Genomic DNA, 19,328 nt, shown 5'->3' on the forward strand with positions numbered 1-19,328 from the left:
CCGTTGAAGTAAAGGCGACATGTTTACTTTTTCCCGCCGGACCCGGCTCGATGGACCGCATGGTCACGCACGCCATAAAGCAGAGCTAACTCATTACAATCCTGCTTCCCTCTGTGGCAGGTAGACGGTATGAATATTCGTTCACGCTGTGCCTTGGCGAGTCGCATGCTTCTTTTGCTGCTGCTCTTCGCGCCCGCCGTCGCCATCGCCCAAGCCGCGACCGGTGTGGGATTCCAGGCCGTCACGATTCGCGACCCCGTCAACGGAGGCACAACGCCCGGCTACGTGTTCTATCCGTCCGCGCAAGCCTCGAAGATCACCTGGCACGGACCTTATGAATTGCATGCCACGCCCGATGCACCGCCGATCGCCGGCGCCAAGCCGCTGGTGGTGATCTCGCACGGCCACGCTGGGTCGGACCTCGGCCATCACGATCTCGCGGTTTACCTGGCGAGCCACGGATTTATGGTGGCCACGCTGGAACACCCCAAGGACAATTTCCACGACACGAGCGGCGTCGGAACCGCCGCCGTACTGGACGGCCGGCCGATCCAGGTGAAGGCGGCCATCGACGAACTGCTGAACGATCCGCGCTGGAAGACACTGATCAATCCGAACCGGATCGGCGTCGCCGGTTTTTCCGCAGGCGGCTACGCCGCGCTGGTGGTTGCCGGTGCAGTACCGCACTTCGATCTCTTCATAGGCTATTGCAGACGACATCCCAAAGACCCGGACTGCGGGCTGCTGGAGAAGCTCGAATCCGAAGGGACCGCGACAGCGGCGCTCGCCGCACTGCAGGCAAGCGTCGACCACTGGGGCAAGCCCGCTGATCCGCGCGTGAAAGCCGCCTTCGTCATGGCGCCATTGAGCCTGGTTTTCGACAACGCCAGTCTTGCCCACGTCGATCGCCCGGTTTTTCTCTATTACGGCCAGGACGATCAGGTGCTGCTGCCGCAGGAGAACGCTCTGCACATCGCCCCTCTGATCAAGACGCTCGCCGGCACCGAGATGATTCCCAAGGCGGGGCACTACGTTTTTCTCTCGCCATGCTCGCCACGGCTCGCCAATGACGCAGCGGACATTTGCAAGGACCCGCCAGGCGTCGATCGCGTCGCGGCGCATCGGAAGATCAACGCCAACGCCCTGGCGTTCTTCCGCAAGACGCTGGGCGTCGCAACGCACTGAGCCTCTGCGGGCTTGCCGGCCGTGATCGGACCGCAAGGCAGCGCGCGGCCAAGCGGACATCGGGTAGACCGACAAATCGCTTGACGGCGAATCGCGTACCTTTGCTGCTAGCTTCAGCCACGGACCACCCGCTACTTGTCGACCCCGTGGCTAACCGAGGCATGCATCGATGACAGTGACTCTGTGGCGGCGAAGCGCATGCCTTGTCGTCTTCGCTTCAGCTTTCGGATCCACCGCGGCGGCCGATGCCGCGACGCGCCTGACCATGCCGACCGTGGAAGGGCTGACTGTGGAAGGCCAAACCCAGCCGCTGAATGTCGATGACGACGCACCTCGCTTTGGCTGGGTCGTGGCGGACGCGCCCCGGGGCGCCGTACCGCTTGCCTATCGCATCGAAGTGGCGCGCAGCGACGCGGCATTGGCGCACGACCGCCCGGACGTGTGGGACAGCGGCCGTGTGCCGTCGCCGGCGTCGTTCGGGATCGCTTACGACGGTCCGGCGCTGTCGTCGTTCACCCGTTATTTCTGGAAAGTCGTTGCCGAGACGTCCAGCGGCACCTTCAGCGCACGCTCGTGGTTCGAAAGCGGTCCCCGCCGCCCTACTGACTGGGCGGATTCGCAATGGATCGGCAAGGGCGGCCATGGCACCACCGCAGCACCGTTGCTGCGCCGTGAATTCCGCGTCGGCCGCGGACTGTCGACGGCGCGCCTGTACTTGGCCGCCGGCGGCTATGCGGATGTGTCGGTGAACGGCAGGCCGGCAGGCACCGCAGTGCTGTCGCCCGACTTCACCGACTACGACAAGCGCGTGCTGTATCAGGCTCACGACGTTACCGCCCTGCTCAAGGCGGGGACGACCAACGCGATGGGTATCGAGCTCGGGCGTGGCTTCTACGGTCTCACCAATCCCGATGTCTGGCACTGGGAGAAGGCGCCCTGGCATGGCGAGCCGCGCGTGCGTGCACTGTTGCGGCTTTGCTATGCAGACGGTCATTGCGACGAGCTCGGCAGCGGGCCCGGCTGGAGGGAGCATGATGGCCCGACCTTGCTGGACGACGTCTACGGTGGCGAGACCTACGACGCCCGTCGCGCCCAACCCGGCTTCGACACAGCCGGCTTCGACGATCGCAGCTGGCGCCCGGCTGTCGTGATGCCGGCGCCAAAAGGGCAGCTGCAGGCGCAGCGCGAGCCACCGATCCGGGTGGCGCAGACCCTGCAGGCCGACGTTATCACCGAGCCAAAGCCGGGCGTGTTCGTATTCGCTTTTCCGCGGGTGATCGCCGGCTGGGCAACCCTTGCCGCGCAAGGCCGGCCTGGCGACACGGTGGCATTGCACTACGGCGAGAAGCTGCTGCCGGACGGCACAGTGGACGATCGCGATGCGCACCACTACTTCAAGCACGGCTTCCAGACCGATCGCATGATACTGGCCGGTACCGGTCGCGAGTCCTGGCACGCCCGCTTTTCGTGGAAGGGATTCCGCTACGTGCAGGTCGACGGTTGGCCGGGGCACTTGCCGCCGGGCATCGATGCGGTGACGGCGCAACGGGTGCATACGGACGCAAAGGTGATCGGACACTTTTCCAGCAGCCAACCGCTGCTCGACTGGGTCCATGCCGCCGCCGTCGACACCTTGCTCAACAACCTCTATGGCCTGCCCACCGACACGCCGATGTACGAGAAGAACGGCTGGACCGGCGACGGCATGCTCGGCGCGGACATGATGCTGCGCAATCTCGACAGCGCCGCGTTGCTGGCGAAGTGGGTGCAGGACATCGCCGATACGCGCACGGCCGACGGCGCGCCGTTGCTGATTGCGCCCAACCCCGGCTGGGGCCTGGGGCGTGCGCCGCCGTGGCACGCAGCCTATGTGCTGGTGCCGTGGTCGCTGTACTGGCAACGCAGCGATCGCCGCGTGCTGGCTGAACACGCTGCGGGCATGGCGCGTTACGTCGACCTGGAATACGGCCGTTCGCCCGGCGGCATCGCGGACACCGAACTGGGCGACTGGGTCAGTCCCGAGACGGCCGCCGATGGCGAAAACGCGCCCGAGGACAAGCACGTGGCAGCCACCGCTTATCTCTATCGCATGGCCGACACGATGGCGCGCGTCGGCAGCACGCTGGGCGATGCTGTGCTGGCTGCACACTTCAGCTCGCTCGCGGCGACCGTGCGCGATGCGTTCAACCAACGCTTCTACGACACCCATGCCGGGGTTTACCGGGGCGACGGCGATCTAGGCGTTCGGCAGACGCACCAGTTGCTTGCCCTGGGCTTCGGACTGGCTCCGGATGCGCAGCGCACCCGTGTCGCCGATGCGCTGGTGCAGGCCGTACACGCCCACGACGACCACCTGGATACCGGCGCGCTCGGCACCAAGTTGCTGCTGCCGGTGCTCACCGCTACCGGCCATGCCGAGTTGGCGTGGCGCGTGGCCACCCAGGTCAGCTTCCCGGGCTGGGGCTTCTGGCGCGCGCACGGCGCGACGAGCCTGTGGGAGCACTGGAAACTCGCCTCGCGCTCGCGCGGCCACTATTTCCTCGGCACGATCGACGACTGGCTGTACGGCGATGTCGCCGGACTGCGTCCGCTCGCGCCGGGCTGGCAGCGGATCGGCGTCCATCCCGCACTCACGCATGGGCTCGATCACGCCGCCGCCGACACGCTCACGCCGTATGGCAAGGCGGCGGTGTCGTGGTCGCGCACGCCCGGCGAATTCCGCATCGATGTCGAGGTGCCGGTCGGTGCGGTGGCCGAGTTGCGCCTGCCGGAACCGATTTCGGCGGCATTGACCGAATCGGGGCAAGCAGCGACGAAGGCCGTAGGCGTGCACGACGTACATGCTTGCGGCGATGACACCTGCCTGGAGGTAGCGTCGGGGCGCTATCGGTTCCGCGCGCGGCTCCCATGACGGACGACGGCCAGAAGCGAGCAGTCAACGTCGGAATCCAGGGAGCGCATGGTGGTGCGCATGTCCATCCGAATGGCTAGATCTAGCGTCGATCTGCCGGGTGATTGATGCCATCGTTGGTGGGGACGTCTGGAATGTCGAATGGGTTTACACCTTCGAGACAACCTACGTTGAATCCATACTCCTCAGGGTTGGATCGACGCTGGTGATGCGTGTAGATGCCACAGATCGAGCAAAAATAGTGCTTGGCGGTGTTCGTGTTGAACTGATAGATCCTGAGGACATCGGCGCCCTTGACGACGCGAATGCCGGCCAACCGGACGGACGCAACGATGGCGCCCTTGCGTCTGCAGATTGAGCAGTCGCATCGTCGAGGGTTGACGATTCCATCGGGAAGATCGAGCACCAGCTCCACCGCGCCGCAATGACACGAGGCCTTGTGCTTGGGAAGTATTTCAACGCCGCCAACTGCCTTGATCACCTGCCGAATTCCTGCCTTGAGGTCAAACACCCTAGGGTGCTAGAGCTGTGATAGATCTGCGATAGATCTCGAATGGCGCCACGCGATCGAATGCGCGAAATGGGCCGCCACGAGACCATCGGCCGGATGGTCGACGGGTTGGCGATGCCGGTCAAGTTGTGGGGCGAGCCTGGTCGACCGTGCTGGTCATCCGCGGCATGAATCCCGCCACATTTGTCACTCCCGCCGTTCGGCGGCTGGCGGTAAAACTGTCTCATCACCCACAGCGAGCGATCGGCGGTGAACGATATCGCGTTCCGCCCGAACACACGAGAGATCGCTCTCATCCGGAGGCTGCGATGACCACGAAAAAATCACCCGAGAAAGGCCGAAAAGAAGCGCGGCGCGCCATGAGCACACCGCCGGTTGTGCTGCCGCACGAATGGGAGGCCGCGCGCGAACAGCTTCTCGTCAAGGAGAAGGCCATGACCCGCGCACGCGACGCGGTGGCCGCCGAGCGGCGGCAGATGCCGTGGGTTGCGGTGGAAAAGCCATATGTATTCGACGGCCCCGAAGGCAAGGCCAGTCTGCTCGACCTGTTCGCGGGCCGCCGTCAGCTGATCGTCTATCGCGCCTTCTTCGAGCCGGGCGTGCATGGCTGGCCGGAGCATGCGTGCATCGGCTGTTCCCTGGGAGCGGACCAGGTTTCCCACCTCGCCCACTTGAACGCGCGCGACACGACGCTCGTGTATGCCTCGCGTGCTCCGCAGGTAGACATCGCGCGCCTGAAAGAGCGGATGGGATGGGAAAGAATCCCCTGGTACACGATCACCGACAGCTTCGACGCCGACTTCGGCGTGGACGAATGGCACGGCCACAACGCATTCATCCGCGACGGCGACCGCGTGTTCCGCACCTACTTCATCAACAGCCGCGGCGACGAGGCGATGGGCACCGTCTGGAGCTACCTCGACATGACGGCGCTCGGACGCCAGGAGTCGTGGGAGGACTCGCCGGAAGGCTATCCCCAGACCCGACCGTACAAGTGGTGGAACTGGCACGAGCTTTATGTCCCCGGCGCTGCGATCGACCCGGCCTGGGACAGAGTATCGGAAGCCGGAGAAGCCACCTTCCGGGAAAAACACGACGACTGATCGGGTGAAGCACGACATCGCTCATGCGCAGGCGTGCAAATGTCTCTGCCCCCTTGTTTCCCGGATGCAAGACTGAAGCAGGTCTCGTTTTATCGATCGACAAAAAAAAGGCCGCGCGAGCGGCCCTTTTTGTTGCCGAAGCATCGACGATGCTTCAAGCAGCGAGCAGAAACTCCGATACGGCTCTCGTGAACTCGGCCGGATATTCGATATTCGACAGATGCACGGCGGGCAGAATCAGCAACTTCGCGCCCGGGATCGTGGCCGCGATCGCCTCGCCATGGCTGGCGAGCGTCACCGTGTCGTAACGGCCGGCGATAACGAGAGTCGGGCGTGGGATCAACACGATGGTGCGTCGCAAGTCCGTATCGCGAACCGCCGCATATAGCCCGGCCAAACCCTGTCGGTCGGTCGCCAGAAGCATCGAACGAAACCGACCGATGACGGGTGCGTTCGCTTCGAGCATCTTCGTGGGAAACCAGTTGCTGAGGAACATTTCGGCCGTCTCAGTCATGTCTCTGGCCCGCAGAACCGCAGCGATTCGCTCATCGAACTGGTCGGCGGGACCGAGGTAAGACGAGGTATTGGCGAGGATCAATCGGTCGATTCGCTCGGGAGCGTAGACGCCGAGCCACTGGCCGACGAAACCGCCCAGCGACAAACCGAGAAAATGGACGCGCTCGATACCGAGCCCATCGAGCAGTTCGAGCACGTCGCGACCGAGACGATCGAGAGAATACGCGCCGGGCATGACGCTCGATGCGCCGTGGCCGCGCAAGTCGTAGCGCAGCACGCGGAAGTGCTTCGACAGCTCTTCGATCTCTCCGTCCCACATGTGCAATGAGGTGCCGATGGAATTGGACAGCATCAGAACCGGCTTTCCTTCCGCACCGTCGAGGCACCAGGCGATGTGGTGGCCGTCACCGGTCGTGAAAAAGGATGGATCGTTCATTAAGAGTTCGCTCTTGTCGCGGCGTATCCCGCGAAACAAATCCTAGTTGCGGCCGATCCGAATAAATATTACAAAGATTTACAAATCATTGTAGAGAAATACGACATGAGTACGTTCACTCTTCACGACCTGCAGTGCTTCGACGCGGTAGTCCGAGGCGGCAGCTTCCAGGCCGCGGCGGCGCTGCTGCACCGCTCGCACCCCTCGGTGTTCGCCGCCGTGGCGAAATTGGAAAAGCAGCTCGACTTGCCTTTGCTCGACCGCAGCGGCTATCGGGTGGCGCCAACCTTGGCCGGCAAGTCGCTCCATCGTCGCGCGCAGACCCTGCTGCGCGAGATGGAAAGCCTGCGTACCCATGCGGCCCAACTGGCGATGGGCGAAGAGAGCGAGCTGCGTGTCGTGATCGGCGGTCTATGCCCGCTGAAGCAGACGCTGGGTCTGCTGAGCCGCTTCTTCGCAACCTGCCCCACCACACGCCTGCATCTCTATTTCGAGGCCCTGTCCGGTCCGCGCGAACGTCTGCTCGACGGTGATGCAGATCTGATCCTGCATCATGTCGACAAGAACGATCCGCGCGTGGAATGGTTCGATCTATGCCGGCTGGCGATCGTGCCGGTAGCCGCACCGGGTTTCCTGCCGTTCGCGGCGTCGCGCGCCATCCGGCCCGAGCAACTGCGCGACTTCACCCAATGCGTGATTCGCGACACCGCACGCCATTCGGCCGCATTGAACTACTTCATCGTCGAGGGCGCCCCACAATGCACCGTAACCGATCAGTCGATGAAGAAGGAAATGATTCTGCAGGGCATGGGATGGGGCCATCTGCCGTACCATTTGATCGAACGTGAACTGCGCAGCGGCCGGCTGCAGTCGATCGCCGGGCGTCATCTCCCGGGCAAGACCGAAGAAATTGTCGTCGCGCGCCGGCGCGACCGCCCCCACGGTCCGGTCGCAAACCGACTATGGGACTACTTGCAGGAGCAGGCGCCGAAACTGCGCAAAGCGTTCGCTGGCGGGCCTCCGAAGTCGCGAAAGCAGTCCGGATAGAACGCCTCCGATCGAACTGAAGCGACGCCGACTTGTACAACGGAATCTTGGCGCTCGCTGCCCTGTCAACGCGAGAGCCCGCCATCGCGCGCTCAATGCGTCTGTTCATCGGATAGGAAAAGGCGACTCGCCGAAAGCGAGCTTGAACTGGCGGCTGAGGTGCCCGGCCAACATGTGCGCACCGTGGGCGAACGCCCCCGATGTCCAGCGGCCGCGTGTATTCCCTATCGATCCGGTCGCGAACGCGGCGTAGTCGCGCGAGATAGCCCATTAAAAGTGGATCAGAGCTCCTTCTCGCGCGTTCTACGCCACACTCCGGCGATCGAGCGCGCTGCGATCCCACTTGGCCAGGTCGGCGGCGCGCTCGTAGGTGCTGTCGATGAAGGCGTGGATCATTTCATCCGGCGCGTCGGCTTGCCGGACCGCATCGTAGGGCAGGATGAACTCGCCGAGCTGGCGATGGTAGTAGGCGGCCTGAGGTTGCACCCGCGCGTCCTTCAGTCCCGGCGGTTCCGGTGCGGCATACGCGTAGAACGCGGGCTCCAGCAGCGCTCCGCTGCCGGGCCAGAAGCCGTGGCTGATGACTTCGTGCGAGTACGCGTCGCGCTCGAACTGCGGCCCCTCGCGCGGCGGCGCGCGACGGCCGGAGAAGCGCGTCACCGCCAGGTCGAAACTCCCCCAGAAGAAGTTGACCGGACTGCTCTTGCCGACGAACGCGCATTGCGAGGCGGTAAACACGCGATCGACCTGCACCAGGATGCGCCATACGCGATTGGCGTACTCGGGGTCGTAGGCGTGGTGCTGCGTGTCCTGGTCGAACCGGACGGGCTGGGCAACCTCGACGGCCCACGGCCGGATCTTCACCGGCAAGCGCATCGCATCCAGCGTCGCCATCAACTCACGGTAGAAATCGGCGACGCTGCGCGGCGCCAGCGCCAGTGTTCGGATCTCGCCGTCCGAAGCGCGGACGGCCAGCTGGTGATCGATGAAGTCGAGCTCGATGGTGAAGGAACGAGTGCCGTGCGGCAGCGAGCGCGTCGCCAGTCCTCTCGACGTGACGCGCAGTGCCACCGACCAGCAATGATTGAGTGGCGGCGCCTGCGCCAGCGCGATCTTGCCGATCACCTGCAGCCACATATGCAACGTCGCGTAAGTGTCCTTCCATGCGCTGTAAGGCAGCGCAGGCCAACTGGTTTCAGCTGTCGTTGTCATGTCCGCTGCCCCCATCGTCTCCGGTTGCACGCGCTTACGATAACCGATCGACAGCGAACCGGCGGGCTGTCCGGCGGCCCGTCATCACGGAAGCTCGGGGCCAGGTTACTTGCCGCGAAATGCGGGATGGACTCTCATTAAAAGCAGACCGGAGCCCACCCACGGGGCATCTTCATGCGGCCTCCCCTGCCGCGAGTTCGGCGCACACGGCGGCGGTGTGATCGTCGGCCGGGAATGTGCAGTCGATCCGTATCTCGTCGAGAGTCACGTCGTACGGCGCCGCGAAGGTGGTGAACGTTTCGAAGAAGCGCAGCTCGCCGAACTTGCTGCGGAAGGTGAAGGTGACGATCGGCGAGGGTTCGTCGCCCAGCTCGCGCTCGCGCCAGCGCGCGGGCACGTCGGGATAGGCAAACATTTCGTCGAGCAGCTGCTGCGTCCGGCGGTCGGTCGGATTGGCGGCGAGATCGTCATGCACATGCCGGATGAACCGCGCGGCCACTTCGTGCCAGTTGGCGATCACCGGGCGAAAGTCTTCCGGGTCGAAAATCTGGTGCAGCAGATTGACGTGCCGACCCGGCCTCCCCTCCATCAGCATCTGACCGACCCTGACCGCCGCCGCATTGGTCGCCAGCACATCCCAATGACGGCTGATCACGAACGCCGGATACGGCTCCTGGTGCGCGAGAATCAGGTCGACCGCTTGGCGCACGCGATCGAGTGCGGGAGCCGCCAACGAACGCTCGGGATGCATCGCCGCGAAACCCGCGGCGCGCAGCAATGCGTTGCGTTCCCTCAGTGGCATGCCCAGCGCGTCGGCCAGCCGCGATACCGTATCGCGGCTCGCGCGCGCCTTGCCGGTTTCGACGCAGCTGAGGTGCCGGGTCGATATGCCGGTTTCCAACGCCAGGTCGAGCTGGCTCAGACGCCGCGCCGCACGCCACTCGCGCAGCAAGGCGCCGATCGGCGAATGGGACAGCGGGGCCGTGAGCGTGGCGATGGCGATTCCTTCATGCGGGGCCACGCGAAGAATATCTCAGTGGCGTCCCTAGCTGCCGGCGCCGGCACACGGTGCCCTGCCCGCCAGGATCGCGTGGAACTCGATCGACAGGCCGAGATCGTCCCGCGTCGGGGCGAGGAAGGATTCGCCGGACAAGCCGCGATAAGTGGTCAGCCTGTGCTCGTAGCCGCGTTCGACCCAACGTTGCGCACGCCCGAGATCGGCGACGCCGACACTCACGCCCAGAATGCGCGGCCCGCCGGCCGCCATGGCGTCGGCGGCGGCACCGCTGCCATCGGGCTGAAGCACCAGCAGCGCGGTCGGCCCGACCGGCACGCAAAAGCCGCGGGCGCCGGCTTCGGGCAACCTGGTCGGCACCGCGCCACCGAAACCCATCTTTTCGAGCTGCCTGCGATCGGATTCGGCATCGCCCGACACCAGCCATATCGCCGACAGTTCGCGCGCGCCGTTGGGATGCTCGCGCGTCACGCGGTAATCGTCCGCATTGGCAGGATCGATCTGGTCGGGGGCGTAGTGGGCGGCGTAGTCGATGAAGAACGTGTTGCTCGACAGCGGCGCACGGTCGAACGCAAACAACCGCCAACCCGGTTTCTTGCTGTCAGGCCCCGTAAAAAAGGGTGTGACCGCATAGCCCAGCCCTTTGAGCGAGCCGCGGATCGCATCGAGCCCCGCGGAGCGGAAGCCGAAGCTGCGCGATCCCGGGCCGCCCTTGAGCGCCAGCTGGTCTTCCTTCATGCCCGGATCGAAGGCCGGATCGGGGCGGGTGATGCCGAGCAGTTCGATAAAACTGCTGTCGGCGAACCTGACGTATCGATTTGCGACGCCGCTGGGATCATGTCCCGGGCGCACCTGGAAGCCCAGCTTGACTGCCATGACCGAGGTTATCTGATCGATCCCGTGCCCCCAGAGCAGAATGTGGTCGAGTCGCGCAGGAGGTGCCGCGGCAGGACGAGGCGAGGCCTGCGCAGCACCGAGACACAGGAACATTGCCAGAACGAGCAGCATCGGGCGCATGGGGAGTCCCTTGGTGGAAGTGCCGCGATTTTCGTCGAAACAAGCGCACGAAAGCCATGACCTCGGAGGTCATGGCGCCAGTGCAACGAAAGACTGCAAGGATCCCGGATGAGCTTGGTTTTACCCCTAGTCTCTTTTGGAAATTCTCATTCTCGGCGAATCGCTGCCGGCAACATCGCAGATGCTTCGAGGTTCATTCGCCCGGCAACGCGCGATGGATCTGGGTGAAGACGACCTGCCATCGACCGCCGCGCCTGGCCCATACATCGACGAAGCGCGCTCGCATCGTGTAAGGCTTGCCGCGATCGACGCCCTTCGCATCGACCATTCCGCCGAGCACCGCGCCATCCGACCACGCCTTGCGCACCTGCTGGCTGATCGCAACATATGTCGTCTTGTTGCCCGGCACGATCGCATCGGCGATGGACTCGGCCTTGTTCCGGTTCTTGCCGTTCGAATCCGCCAGCGTGTAATCGTCGGCGAGATACCGCTCGAGCCCGGCGCGGTCGGATTTCAACTGCGCGATGTCATAGGCGGTCGCGGCGGCGGCGAGGTCGGCAGGCAGGCTACGGTAGTCGCCAACCCCCTGCTCCGCATGCACCGACGGCGCGATCAGCGCCCCGAGGATGATCCAGATCCAGCTTGCAGCTCGCACCTTCTTCTCCGGGTTTCGAGGTTCGAGCGAGTGTTTTCCACGCCGTATGCACAAGCAATAACCAGCGAGGTCAAGTCCCGCGTCGGCCGCGATGGCGCTTTCCGATCAACCCCAAAGGCTGCCCAGGCTCGCGGCAATTGGCTGACTGGAACTGAACCGGACCCCTTTTTTGCCCGCGTAAAGTGAACCTCACCCCGTTTTTTAGGCCATTTGAGGGGTATGGTCGAGCGTCTGACCCGACTGGAGACCCCCCATGGCCCTGTGGAAAGAAACCGCCAAGACCTCCGCCATCGAGACGCCCGAGGCCACGGACCTGGCCCGCCTCAGCATCCCGGAGAGCAAGCCCGAAGCGGAAACGCCGGTACGGCCGGCACCTCGTCCCACACCCTCGCTCTCGCCCGCGCCGAGCAAACCCAAGACCGAATCGCTGATCGCGCCCGATATCACCATCGAGGGCAAGATCGAAGGTGCGGGCCATGTGCGCATCGCGGGCAGCTTCAAGGGCGACGTCAACGTGCTCGGCGACCTCACCATCGAGCCCGGTGCCAAGGTGACCGGCAGCGTGCGCGCCGAGAAGGTCACCATCGCGGGCGAACTGATCGGCAATATCGAATCCGCGGCGCACGTGGAATTGCAGCAGAGCGGTGCACTGACCGGCGACCTGAAGGCAGGATCGCTCAGCGTGGCCGCAGGTTCGCGCATGCGCGGCCAGGCCGAATTCGGCTGGGACGACGCCAAGGACAGCAACGGCGCGCACAAGACCAACGGGCACAACGGCACAGCTTCATGACCCTCGCACATCCGGGCACGGCCGGTGCGACGCGCATCTGTCCGCACTGCCGGGAGACCATCCTGGAAAGTGCGGAGGTGTGTCCCGCCTGCCGCCACAAGCTGCGCTTCAGCGAACCCACCAGCGCGATCGCCACGTCGGCGTCCACACCGCTGCGCGTGGAAGGCAGCTTTCGCAACCCCGTCGACAGCGGTGCGTGGGAATACTCGATGGTGCTGACCATCCGCAACGAACGCGGCGAAGAGATCGCGCGCAAGCTGGTCGGCGTCGGCGCCATGCAGCCGAACGAGCAACGCACCTTCACCTTGAACGTCGAGATGAACCCCGCCAGCACGAGCAGCAAGCGCACACGGCATTGATGGCGGATTCCGTCGTGATGTGGCTGGGCGGCGTCTGAACCCGGCGCTGGCGTTGCCTGCCTGCGTGCAGCAAGTGGCTCCACTGGCAAATCGCAGCTTTCGGGTTCCAATCGGGGATGGTGCAAAAGCGCGGTCGGCTGCCTGCGCCGCTGCAGGCTGGTCACGAATGTCTACTCGAGGTTAGGCCTAGTTCGACAAGAGCAGCGGTACCGAGGTGGCAGCCAGCAACTCCCGGGTGACACCGCTCAAAATCCATTCCAGAAACCTGGAGTGACCGTAGCCGCCGGCGACGATCAGATCGGCTCCGGTCTTTTCGGCGTGGGACAAGATAAGGCTGCCGATGTCGATGCCGGACGATTCTTGCGAATGGATCCTCGCTTTCACGCCATGGTGGTCCAAATGACTCATCAGCGCATCCATGTGCTCGTCGGCAGAGGCATCTGATTCGCCGTCATAGATCAGGATGTCGACGGATTTGGCCGTGCGCAGAAAAGGCAAGGCATCATGAACTGCGCGCGCCGCCTCACGTGCAGGTCGCCAGGCGATGACGACTCGCGTCAGTGGCATGACAAGCGACGCCGTCTCGGGAACGACCAGCACCGGGCGTCCGGCTTGCAGCAACAGCGAGGCGATTTCGTGCGGTTGCCCTTGCTCATCGGCTTTCCCCAAGCCCGCCCGCGATACAACCACGATGTCGGAATAGAGCGCTTCGAGCGCTGCAACCTTCCAGGCACTGGTATAGAGCGCCTCCACAACGCGCACCTCCCGATGGCCATTGTGCTCGGCCTTAAGGCGCGTCCGGGCCTTATCGGCGAGCTTTGCGGCCGCGGCGCGGAATCGGTCGTGAAACTTGTTTATGTCGGGATCCGGGATGAACCCCAAGGCATCGTAAAGCGGTTCCGGGAGCTCGACGATCTGCAAAGGCGACAAACACGCACCGAAGTATCGAGCCAGGGAAAGCGACACCTCCAAGGCGTGCTCGTCGCCACCGCCACCCGTCATGGGCACCGCAATGTCCTTCAACATGACCAGCCTCCCACCGAATAGCCGAGAAATTAACCGCGCCACCAATCGCTCAAAGCTCCATAAGCCCCTGCTGAAGCGAATGTCACCAGTAGCAATGCACCCGCGGAAATGATCAGCCCGACACACAAAGCCACACCATCGCGCTCAAGGAGTCCGAGCGACAGCACCGAAATAGCTGTACCGGGTACCACATGACCAAGAGGGATGGGCAAAGCGATGATCAACGCCAAGACCAGGCACACCAGACCGACCGGAAGCGACACCCATCTTCCAGCGAGCCACCTTCCTCGCGGCCTCACGAATCGCTCAAGGCGACGCAACAATGGAATGGCGTGCTCGATCAACTTCCCGAAGGCAACGGCGCCAAGAGGTCGACGAGCAAGAATGCGCGGCAACCAGGCATGCCGACGGCCGACGGCGAGTTGAGCGGCGACGATCATCATCGATGCGCCGAATGGCACCGACAGGCCGGGAACAGGAACGGGCAACGCCATCGGAAGCGAGAGCAGAAGAAGCATCCCTCCTATGGAACGTTCCCCCAGCAACTCCAGCATGTCGCCGACAAGAATCTTGTCGTGAGCCATGGTCAGGGCACGCCGCTCCAAGAGGTCTGACAGACACTCTGGAGCCACTTGAGGTGAAGTCCGAGCACGCTCGTGCATTTTGTGCCTACCGATGCAAGAAGGCGCGAGGGAAATCCGATGCTCCCGCGGCCCGATGCTTTTCCCATAAGCGGTCAAACACGAGCTTGTGGTCAGCATCGAACAGTCGTGTTGATATGGATCAATTAGGTGCAGTGATGGCTACGCGACCATCAACGGCGATCATGCCGCGGACGAATCCGTAGGCTAGTTTCACGAGGCACTCGGGAAAATTTTCTACTGGGTGTTTGGCGCGCATATCGCCGCCTCGTCATGGCATCACTTCATGCTTCGCGACAATGCGTTGCGCAGAATGCTTTGAGACAGCATTGCAGCGCACCACCGACACGCGTGGTCGCATCGGCCAGCAAGACACCTTGGCGTCAAAAAACGTTCCGATTGATTCAGGTCAAGTCGGCCAACCGGTCGCGGAAGGCTAATGATCATTGACAGCACGGTACGAACCTGAGGCGCTGGGAGAAGCATTTATGCTCGAATTCACCGTCAATATCGACACTCGCGAGATCGATTCAACGCTGATTCGATTCGCCTTTGGTTTGGCTCGCCAATATGACGCCCATCTCACCGGTCTTCAGATCGTCGCGCTGGATACGACGTCGCTGGTGCTTCCCGATGCCTTGATCGCCCTCGATGAAGAGGAACACGACGCCAACGGACGGCGCGACTGGTGGCGCGAACTCTGCCGAGGACACGGTGTTGATGGAAGCTGGGAAGTCGTTCGCGACTATTACCAAAATGCCATCGCACGACAGGCCAGCTTGTCCGACCTGATGATCGGCCGCCTATCCGCCAAAGACACGTTCCCCCTGTTGGGCCTCAATCCATTGAGCCGGTCCCTGTTCGAAGGAGGCATTCCCATGCTGCTGGTGCCCGAGGCCTGCGCAAGCCATCCTGGCGTGCAGAAGGTGGCGATCGCATGGAACGGCTCGGTGGAGGCCGCGCGTGCGGTCAAGACGGCGCTGCCGCTGCTGCGCAAAGCGGAGAAAATTACGGTCCTGGATGGGGAGGACGTGTCGGACACCGGCAAGCATCGCGCCTCCCTGCCACTGCGGGAATGGCTGGAACGCCAGCATCTCCCGGTGCAATGGCAATCGATCGATGCGGTTCAAGGGGATGGAAAGGCGATCCACGAACAGGCGAAGGCCATGGAGGCCGACTTGCTTGTCATGGGAGCGTGGGGACATTCGCGCATGAGCGAATGGATATTGGGTGGCATCACCCGCTATATGCTTCAGCACAGTGACATCCCTCTGCTGCTGGCCCACTGAGCATGCAATCCATGGCGATGGAAGCAGAGTGCCGTCGTGAACGTCATTGACCCGCCGTCTTCTGTCAGCGGTCTTAGCCAGGCCGAAGCCGAGGCAAGACGGGATCGCTACGGTCCCAATACCCTGCCCGGCAGCAAGCCGAAATCGCTATGGCTGATTGCACGCGATGTGTTGATCGAGCCGATGTTCTTGATGCTGCTTGTCGCGGGCGGCCTCTATCTGGCGCTCGGCGATCTTGCCGAAGCGATATTCCTGTTGATGTCGGTGCTGGTGATCATTGGCATCACGCTGGTGCAGGAGCGCAAGACGCAACGGGCACTGGAAGCGTTGCGCGACCTGTCGGCACCACAGGCCCGCGTCATTCGCAATGGACTTGAAACACGCATCCCTTCCGCGGAAGTGGTCGTGGACGATGTGCTCTCGCTGCGCGAGGGCGATCGCATCGCGGCCGACGCTACGGTGTTCGGCGGTCACCTGGAGGCGGATGAGTCCTTGCTGACAGGCGAGTCCGTGCCCGTTCGCAAGGTTCCCCATCCTGGCGACAGCAGCGTCTTTGCCGGGACCGTAGTGACCAAAGGCCGAGGCATGGCACGGGTCACTGCAATAGCCACCGCCACAGCGCTTGGCCGCATCGGGCAGGCCCTGAGTTCGACAATAGAAGTAACCTCCGGGCTCCAGCACGCTTCACGACGCCTGGTACGCCGTTTTGCGGTGGCCGCCATGCTCTGTGCGATCAGTCTCTGGCTGATGAACTGGCTGTGGGACCGGCATAGCCTAGTGGATAGCTTGTTGTCGGGCATCGCACTGGCCATGGCGATATTGCCGGAGGAATTTCCCGTCATCCTAACCGTGTTCCTTGCCTTGGGTGCGTGGCGCATCGCCAGGCAAAAGGTGCTCACACGCCGAATCTCGGCCGTCGAAGCCTTGGGCGCGATCACCATTCTTGCGGTGGACAAGACCGGCACATTGACGCAGAACCGGATGCGTGTGGCCGAGCTGTACGCCGATCGACATAGCTTTCGCGCCGATGAGGCGGCCCTTCCGCCTGAATTTCACGCACTGCTACGTTTCGCGCTGCTGGCGACCCCTGCCGATTCCGCCGATCCGATGGAACAGGCCATCCGCCTGTTCGGTGCAAACCGGCTCGAAGCGGCGGCGTATTCACCGACGAAGGCTACGCCGGTGAAAGAGTACGGGCTGGATCCAGAGCTTCTCGCCATGACACGGGCATTCCAGGAAGCGCCGAACGAACCGTATCTGCTTGGCGCCAAGGGTGCGCCGGAAGCGATCATCGAGCTTTGCGGCCTCACGGCCACCGAGCAGACCACACTGAGCAGCCAGGTGCATGCCATGGCGGAGCGCGGCTTGCGGGTGATTGGCGTCGCGGCAGCAGCCTGGGGCGATGCCGACTGGCCGGCAACCCAGCGTGGCTTCCGCTACCGCTTTATCGGGCTGGTCGGCCTGATCGATCCACCCAGGCCCGAGGCCGCCGCGGCTATCGCCGAATGCCACACCGCAGGCATCAGGATCATCATGATGACCGGCGATCATCAAGCCACCGCGCGGGCCATCGCCACTCAGGTGGGACTGAGCCTTGCGCCAAAGGTGATCACCGGCGCGGAAATGGAAGCGCTGACCGACGAACAGCTCGGTGAACGGTTGCGCCATATCGACGTCTGCGCGCGTGTGCAGCCGACCCAGAAACTGCGCTTGGTGAAAACCCTGCAGCAACAGGGCGAAGTTGTCGGTATGACCGGCGATGGCGTCAACGATGCTCCCGCGCTCAAAGCAGCGAATGTCGGTGTCGCCATGGGCGAGCGCGGTACCGACGTAGCACGCGAGGCGGCGGCATTGGTGCTGCTCGACGACAACTTCGCCAGCCTGGTAGTGGCGATCCGCCAGGGACGGAGGATCTACGACAACATCACCAAGGCGACCCGCTTCGTGGTGGCAGTGCATATCCCCATCGTTGCGCTCGCCCTGGTGCCCAGCCTGTTGCATTGGCCGATTCTTCTGATGCCGGTACAGATCGTTCTGCTCGAGCTGTTGATCGACCCGGCCTGCTCTATCGTCTTCGAATCGGCAAAGGCTTCACCGGCGATCATGCGACGGCCGCCGCGACCCATCGGCGAGTCTCCATTTCGCGGTATCAATCTCGGCTACGGCATTGCTCAGGGCATTGGCCTTGCCGCGGTCCTGCTACTTGGCTACGCATTCGCACTGGGGCGCGGCATCGGTGTCGAGCAGGGACGTGCCGCGGTTTTCATCGGCCTGATCGTGGCCGTGTTCCTGTTGACGCTCGCCAACCATGATCTCGGCCATGCCCTGTGGCGAGGAAGGTTGGCGGACAACCCCTGGCTGCTGCGCATGCTCGGCGGAGTCGGTCTGATGCTGGCCGGCATCATGAGTATCCCTGCATTGCGTACCATGCTGGGCTTTGGCTCACCTGACGCGATCACGTTGATCTTCGGGCTGTCCATACTCGCGGGTTGCGTCATCTGGCTCGAGGCTGTGCGCTATCTGACGCGCCATACACCGCTGGCCATCATCGAGTGATGATGGCGGCACCGGCATCATCGCGTTGACGTGGATCAAGATCGCTGGAGGGGTTTGCCGGTTTCATGGGAGCGGACCCGGGGCTGATAGCGCCGGGGTAGACACCGCTACCTGGGAGACAGTGTATGAAAGTGCTCTTGCCCGTGGATGGAAGTGCCATCAACACCCGTGCGGCCCGATACCTGGTGAAGCATTGGCCTGAAGGCGCGCAGGTAACCCTGCTCCATGTGGATGTGCCGCTGAGCGAGAACATCGCCGGCTATGTAGACGCGCAGAGCTTGGCCAAGTTCCACACCGACCGGGGCAACGCGGCCTTGAAGCCGGCGCGGCGCGTCCTGACAGAAGCGGGCCATATTCACGACGAAAAGCTGCTCGTCGGCGACCCTGGCATCGAGATCATCGACATGGCCAAGCGAGGCAAGTACGACCTCATCGTCATGGGTTCGCATGGACGCGGAGTATTGAAGAGCCTTTTCCTGGGCTCGATTGTGGTCAAGGTGCTTGCAAACTCCACGGTGCCGGTCCTGGTGATCCGCTGAAAGGAGCCGCCGTGCTCCACCACGTGGTGGTTCCCCTCGACGGCACAGACACTTCGCTCGAGGCGCTGGGCGCGGCGATTCCCCTTGCGCGTGCCCTGTATATGAATCATCCAGATCACTTCTGTGGCGGCATGGCGTTCATGTGGGAGAGCCCCCACCCATGGCCGTCTGGGTCGACAAAGCTATGCGTGTACATGAAGCCGTAATCTTCCGGCTCGTCGTAGATCGAGCCGCCCGCGGCAGGCGCTTTGGCAACGAGACCATCGACCTCATCACGACTCTCGCAACTGAGGTTGAGCAAAACTTCGACGGCTTTGCTCGTATCGCAGATGGCTCTGGGCGTGAAATCACGAAACCTGGCGTGCGTAAGCAACATGACAAAAATCATGTCGCTTACAACGATGCACGCGGCAGCATCATCGGTGAACTGCGGGTTTTTGCGAAAAACCGAGCGCACTGAAGAAGGCAACCGACCTCGGGAGATCGGCGACCGGAAGATTGATGAATACTTGCTTGCCCA

Annotated in this window: 17 protein-coding genes and 1 pseudogene; 10 read left to right on the forward strand and 8 right to left on the reverse strand. The window is 63.3% G+C overall.

Features of this window, described 5'->3' with window-relative positions:
- The first annotated feature begins 165 nt into the window (after positions 1-165).
- Both BUA26_RS01930 and BUA26_RS01935 read left to right on the forward strand, forming a co-directional pair.
- Complete coding sequence (locus BUA26_RS01930) at positions 166-1,185, forward strand: alpha/beta hydrolase family protein (RefSeq protein WP_178368519.1); 1,020 nt, start codon at positions 166-168, stop codon at positions 1,183-1,185.
- A gap of 265 nt (positions 1,186-1,450) precedes the next feature.
- Complete coding sequence (locus BUA26_RS01935) at positions 1,451-4,096, forward strand: alpha-L-rhamnosidase (RefSeq protein WP_072757408.1); 2,646 nt, start codon at positions 1,451-1,453, stop codon at positions 4,094-4,096.
- Between the two features lie 82 nt (positions 4,097-4,178).
- Here BUA26_RS01935 and BUA26_RS01940 read toward each other — a convergent pair whose 3' ends face one another.
- Complete coding sequence (locus BUA26_RS01940; protein WP_072759942.1) at positions 4,179-4,577, reverse strand: GFA family protein; 399 nt, start codon at positions 4,575-4,577, stop codon at positions 4,179-4,181.
- Positions 4,578-4,915: 338 nt separating this feature from the next.
- On the opposite strand from BUA26_RS01940, the gene BUA26_RS01945 reads away from it, so the two are divergent.
- Complete coding sequence (locus tag BUA26_RS01945; RefSeq protein ID WP_072757410.1) at positions 4,916-5,710, forward strand: DUF899 domain-containing protein; 795 nt, start codon at positions 4,916-4,918, stop codon at positions 5,708-5,710.
- 154 nt (positions 5,711-5,864) lie between these two features.
- Here BUA26_RS01945 and BUA26_RS01950 read toward each other — a convergent pair whose 3' ends face one another.
- Positions 5,865-6,662 carry an alpha/beta fold hydrolase gene (locus BUA26_RS01950; protein ID WP_072757412.1) on the reverse strand — a complete coding sequence of 266 codons (798 nt, stop codon included), beginning with the start codon at positions 6,660-6,662 and terminating at the stop codon, positions 5,865-5,867.
- 105 nt (positions 6,663-6,767) lie between these two features.
- Between BUA26_RS01950 and BUA26_RS01955 the strand changes: the two genes are divergently transcribed.
- Positions 6,768-7,709: a LysR family transcriptional regulator gene (locus tag BUA26_RS01955; protein ID WP_072757414.1), complete on the forward strand. Its 942-nt coding sequence runs from the start codon at positions 6,768-6,770 to the stop codon at positions 7,707-7,709.
- A gap of 303 nt (positions 7,710-8,012) precedes the next feature.
- Here the strand turns inward: BUA26_RS01955 and BUA26_RS01965 are convergent, their stop codons facing one another.
- From BUA26_RS01965 to BUA26_RS01980, 4 genes are all read right to left on the reverse strand, one after another.
- Positions 8,013-8,921 (reverse strand): DUF5996 family protein, encoded by a 909-nt coding sequence (locus tag BUA26_RS01965; RefSeq protein ID WP_178368520.1) that lies wholly within the window; start codon positions 8,919-8,921, stop codon positions 8,013-8,015.
- A 172-nt stretch (positions 8,922-9,093) separates the two neighbouring features.
- Positions 9,094-9,942 (reverse strand): helix-turn-helix domain-containing protein, encoded by an 849-nt coding sequence (locus BUA26_RS01970; RefSeq protein ID WP_255368131.1) that lies wholly within the window; start codon positions 9,940-9,942, stop codon positions 9,094-9,096.
- A 24-nt stretch (positions 9,943-9,966) separates the two neighbouring features.
- Complete coding sequence (locus tag BUA26_RS01975) at positions 9,967-10,953, reverse strand: VOC family protein (protein ID WP_072757418.1); 987 nt, start codon at positions 10,951-10,953, stop codon at positions 9,967-9,969.
- Between the two features lie 193 nt (positions 10,954-11,146).
- A complete protein-coding gene (locus BUA26_RS01980; protein ID WP_178368521.1) occupies positions 11,147-11,608 on the reverse strand; it encodes a nuclear transport factor 2 family protein in 462 nt (153 codons plus the stop codon).
- 355 nt (positions 11,609-11,963) lie between these two features.
- Here BUA26_RS01980 and BUA26_RS01985 point away from each other — a divergent pair.
- A pseudogene (locus tag BUA26_RS01985) lies at positions 11,964-12,398 on the forward strand (polymer-forming cytoskeletal protein); the annotation flags it as partial.
- Positions 12,395-12,757 (forward strand): hypothetical protein, encoded by a 363-nt coding sequence (locus BUA26_RS01990; RefSeq protein WP_072757424.1) that lies wholly within the window; start codon positions 12,395-12,397, stop codon positions 12,755-12,757. The pseudogene BUA26_RS01985 and the gene BUA26_RS01990, both read left to right, overlap by 4 nt.
- Before the next feature lie 186 nt (positions 12,758-12,943).
- On the opposite strand, the gene BUA26_RS01995 is transcribed toward BUA26_RS01990, so the two are convergent.
- Both BUA26_RS01995 and BUA26_RS02000 read right to left on the reverse strand, forming a co-directional pair.
- A complete protein-coding gene (locus BUA26_RS01995) occupies positions 12,944-13,783 on the reverse strand; it encodes a universal stress protein (RefSeq protein ID WP_072757426.1) in 840 nt (279 codons plus the stop codon).
- 29 nt (positions 13,784-13,812) lie between these two features.
- Positions 13,813-14,544, reverse strand: a complete 732-nt coding sequence (locus tag BUA26_RS02000; RefSeq protein ID WP_083572845.1) for an exopolysaccharide biosynthesis protein — start codon at positions 14,542-14,544, stop codon at positions 13,813-13,815.
- A 368-nt stretch (positions 14,545-14,912) separates the two neighbouring features.
- On the opposite strand from BUA26_RS02000, the gene BUA26_RS02005 reads away from it, so the two are divergent.
- The 4 genes from BUA26_RS02005 to BUA26_RS20815 all read left to right on the forward strand — a co-directional run bounded on the left by BUA26_RS02005 (position 14,913) and on the right by BUA26_RS20815 (position 19,268).
- Complete coding sequence (locus BUA26_RS02005; protein ID WP_072757430.1) at positions 14,913-15,713, forward strand: universal stress protein; 801 nt, start codon at positions 14,913-14,915, stop codon at positions 15,711-15,713.
- Positions 15,714-15,749: 36 nt separating this feature from the next.
- Entirely contained in the window at positions 15,750-18,269 is a 2,520-nt protein-coding gene (locus BUA26_RS02010) for a cation-translocating P-type ATPase (protein ID WP_072757432.1), read from the forward strand.
- Between the two features lie 125 nt (positions 18,270-18,394).
- The gene (locus BUA26_RS02015) at positions 18,395-18,808 is read left to right on the forward strand and encodes a universal stress protein (protein WP_072757434.1); all 414 of its coding nucleotides are present in this window, start codon (positions 18,395-18,397) and stop codon (positions 18,806-18,808) included.
- Between the two features lie 160 nt (positions 18,809-18,968).
- Positions 18,969-19,268: a hypothetical protein gene (locus tag BUA26_RS20815; protein WP_178368523.1), complete on the forward strand. Its 300-nt coding sequence runs from the start codon at positions 18,969-18,971 to the stop codon at positions 19,266-19,268.
- Positions 19,269-19,328 lie beyond the last annotated feature (60 nt).

The sequence above is a fragment of the Rhodanobacter sp. OK091 genome (assembly GCF_900142825.1).
In the GTDB taxonomy this organism is placed as follows: domain Bacteria; phylum Pseudomonadota; class Gammaproteobacteria; order Xanthomonadales; family Rhodanobacteraceae; genus Rhodanobacter.

Coding starts and splice junctions, on each gene's coding strand:
- BUA26_RS01995 (WP_072757426.1), bottom strand. CDS start 13,783: ATGTTGAAGGACATTGCGGTGCCCATGACGGGTGGCGGTGGCGACGAG.
- BUA26_RS01945 (WP_072757410.1), top strand. CDS start 4,916: ATGACCACGAAAAAATCACCCGAGAAAGGCCGAAAAGAAGCGCGGCGC.
- BUA26_RS01990 (WP_072757424.1), top strand. CDS start 12,395: ATGACCCTCGCACATCCGGGCACGGCCGGTGCGACGCGCATCTGTCCG.
- BUA26_RS01975 (WP_072757418.1), bottom strand. CDS start 10,953: ATGCGCCCGATGCTGCTCGTTCTGGCAATGTTCCTGTGTCTCGGTGCT.
- BUA26_RS01935 (WP_072757408.1), top strand. CDS start 1,451: ATGCCGACCGTGGAAGGGCTGACTGTGGAAGGCCAAACCCAGCCGCTG.
- BUA26_RS01955 (WP_072757414.1), top strand. CDS start 6,768: ATGAGTACGTTCACTCTTCACGACCTGCAGTGCTTCGACGCGGTAGTC.
- BUA26_RS01965 (WP_178368520.1), bottom strand. CDS start 8,921: ATGACAACGACAGCTGAAACCAGTTGGCCTGCGCTGCCTTACAGCGCA.
- BUA26_RS01950 (WP_072757412.1), bottom strand. CDS start 6,662: ATGAACGATCCATCCTTTTTCACGACCGGTGACGGCCACCACATCGCC.
- BUA26_RS02005 (WP_072757430.1), top strand. CDS start 14,913: ATGCTCGAATTCACCGTCAATATCGACACTCGCGAGATCGATTCAACG.
- BUA26_RS20815 (WP_178368523.1), top strand. CDS start 18,969: ATGGCCGTCTGGGTCGACAAAGCTATGCGTGTACATGAAGCCGTAATC.
- BUA26_RS02000 (WP_083572845.1), bottom strand. CDS start 14,544: ATGCTGACCACAAGCTCGTGTTTGACCGCTTATGGGAAAAGCATCGGG.
- BUA26_RS01930 (WP_178368519.1), top strand. CDS start 166: ATGCTTCTTTTGCTGCTGCTCTTCGCGCCCGCCGTCGCCATCGCCCAA.
- BUA26_RS02015 (WP_072757434.1), top strand. CDS start 18,395: ATGAAAGTGCTCTTGCCCGTGGATGGAAGTGCCATCAACACCCGTGCG.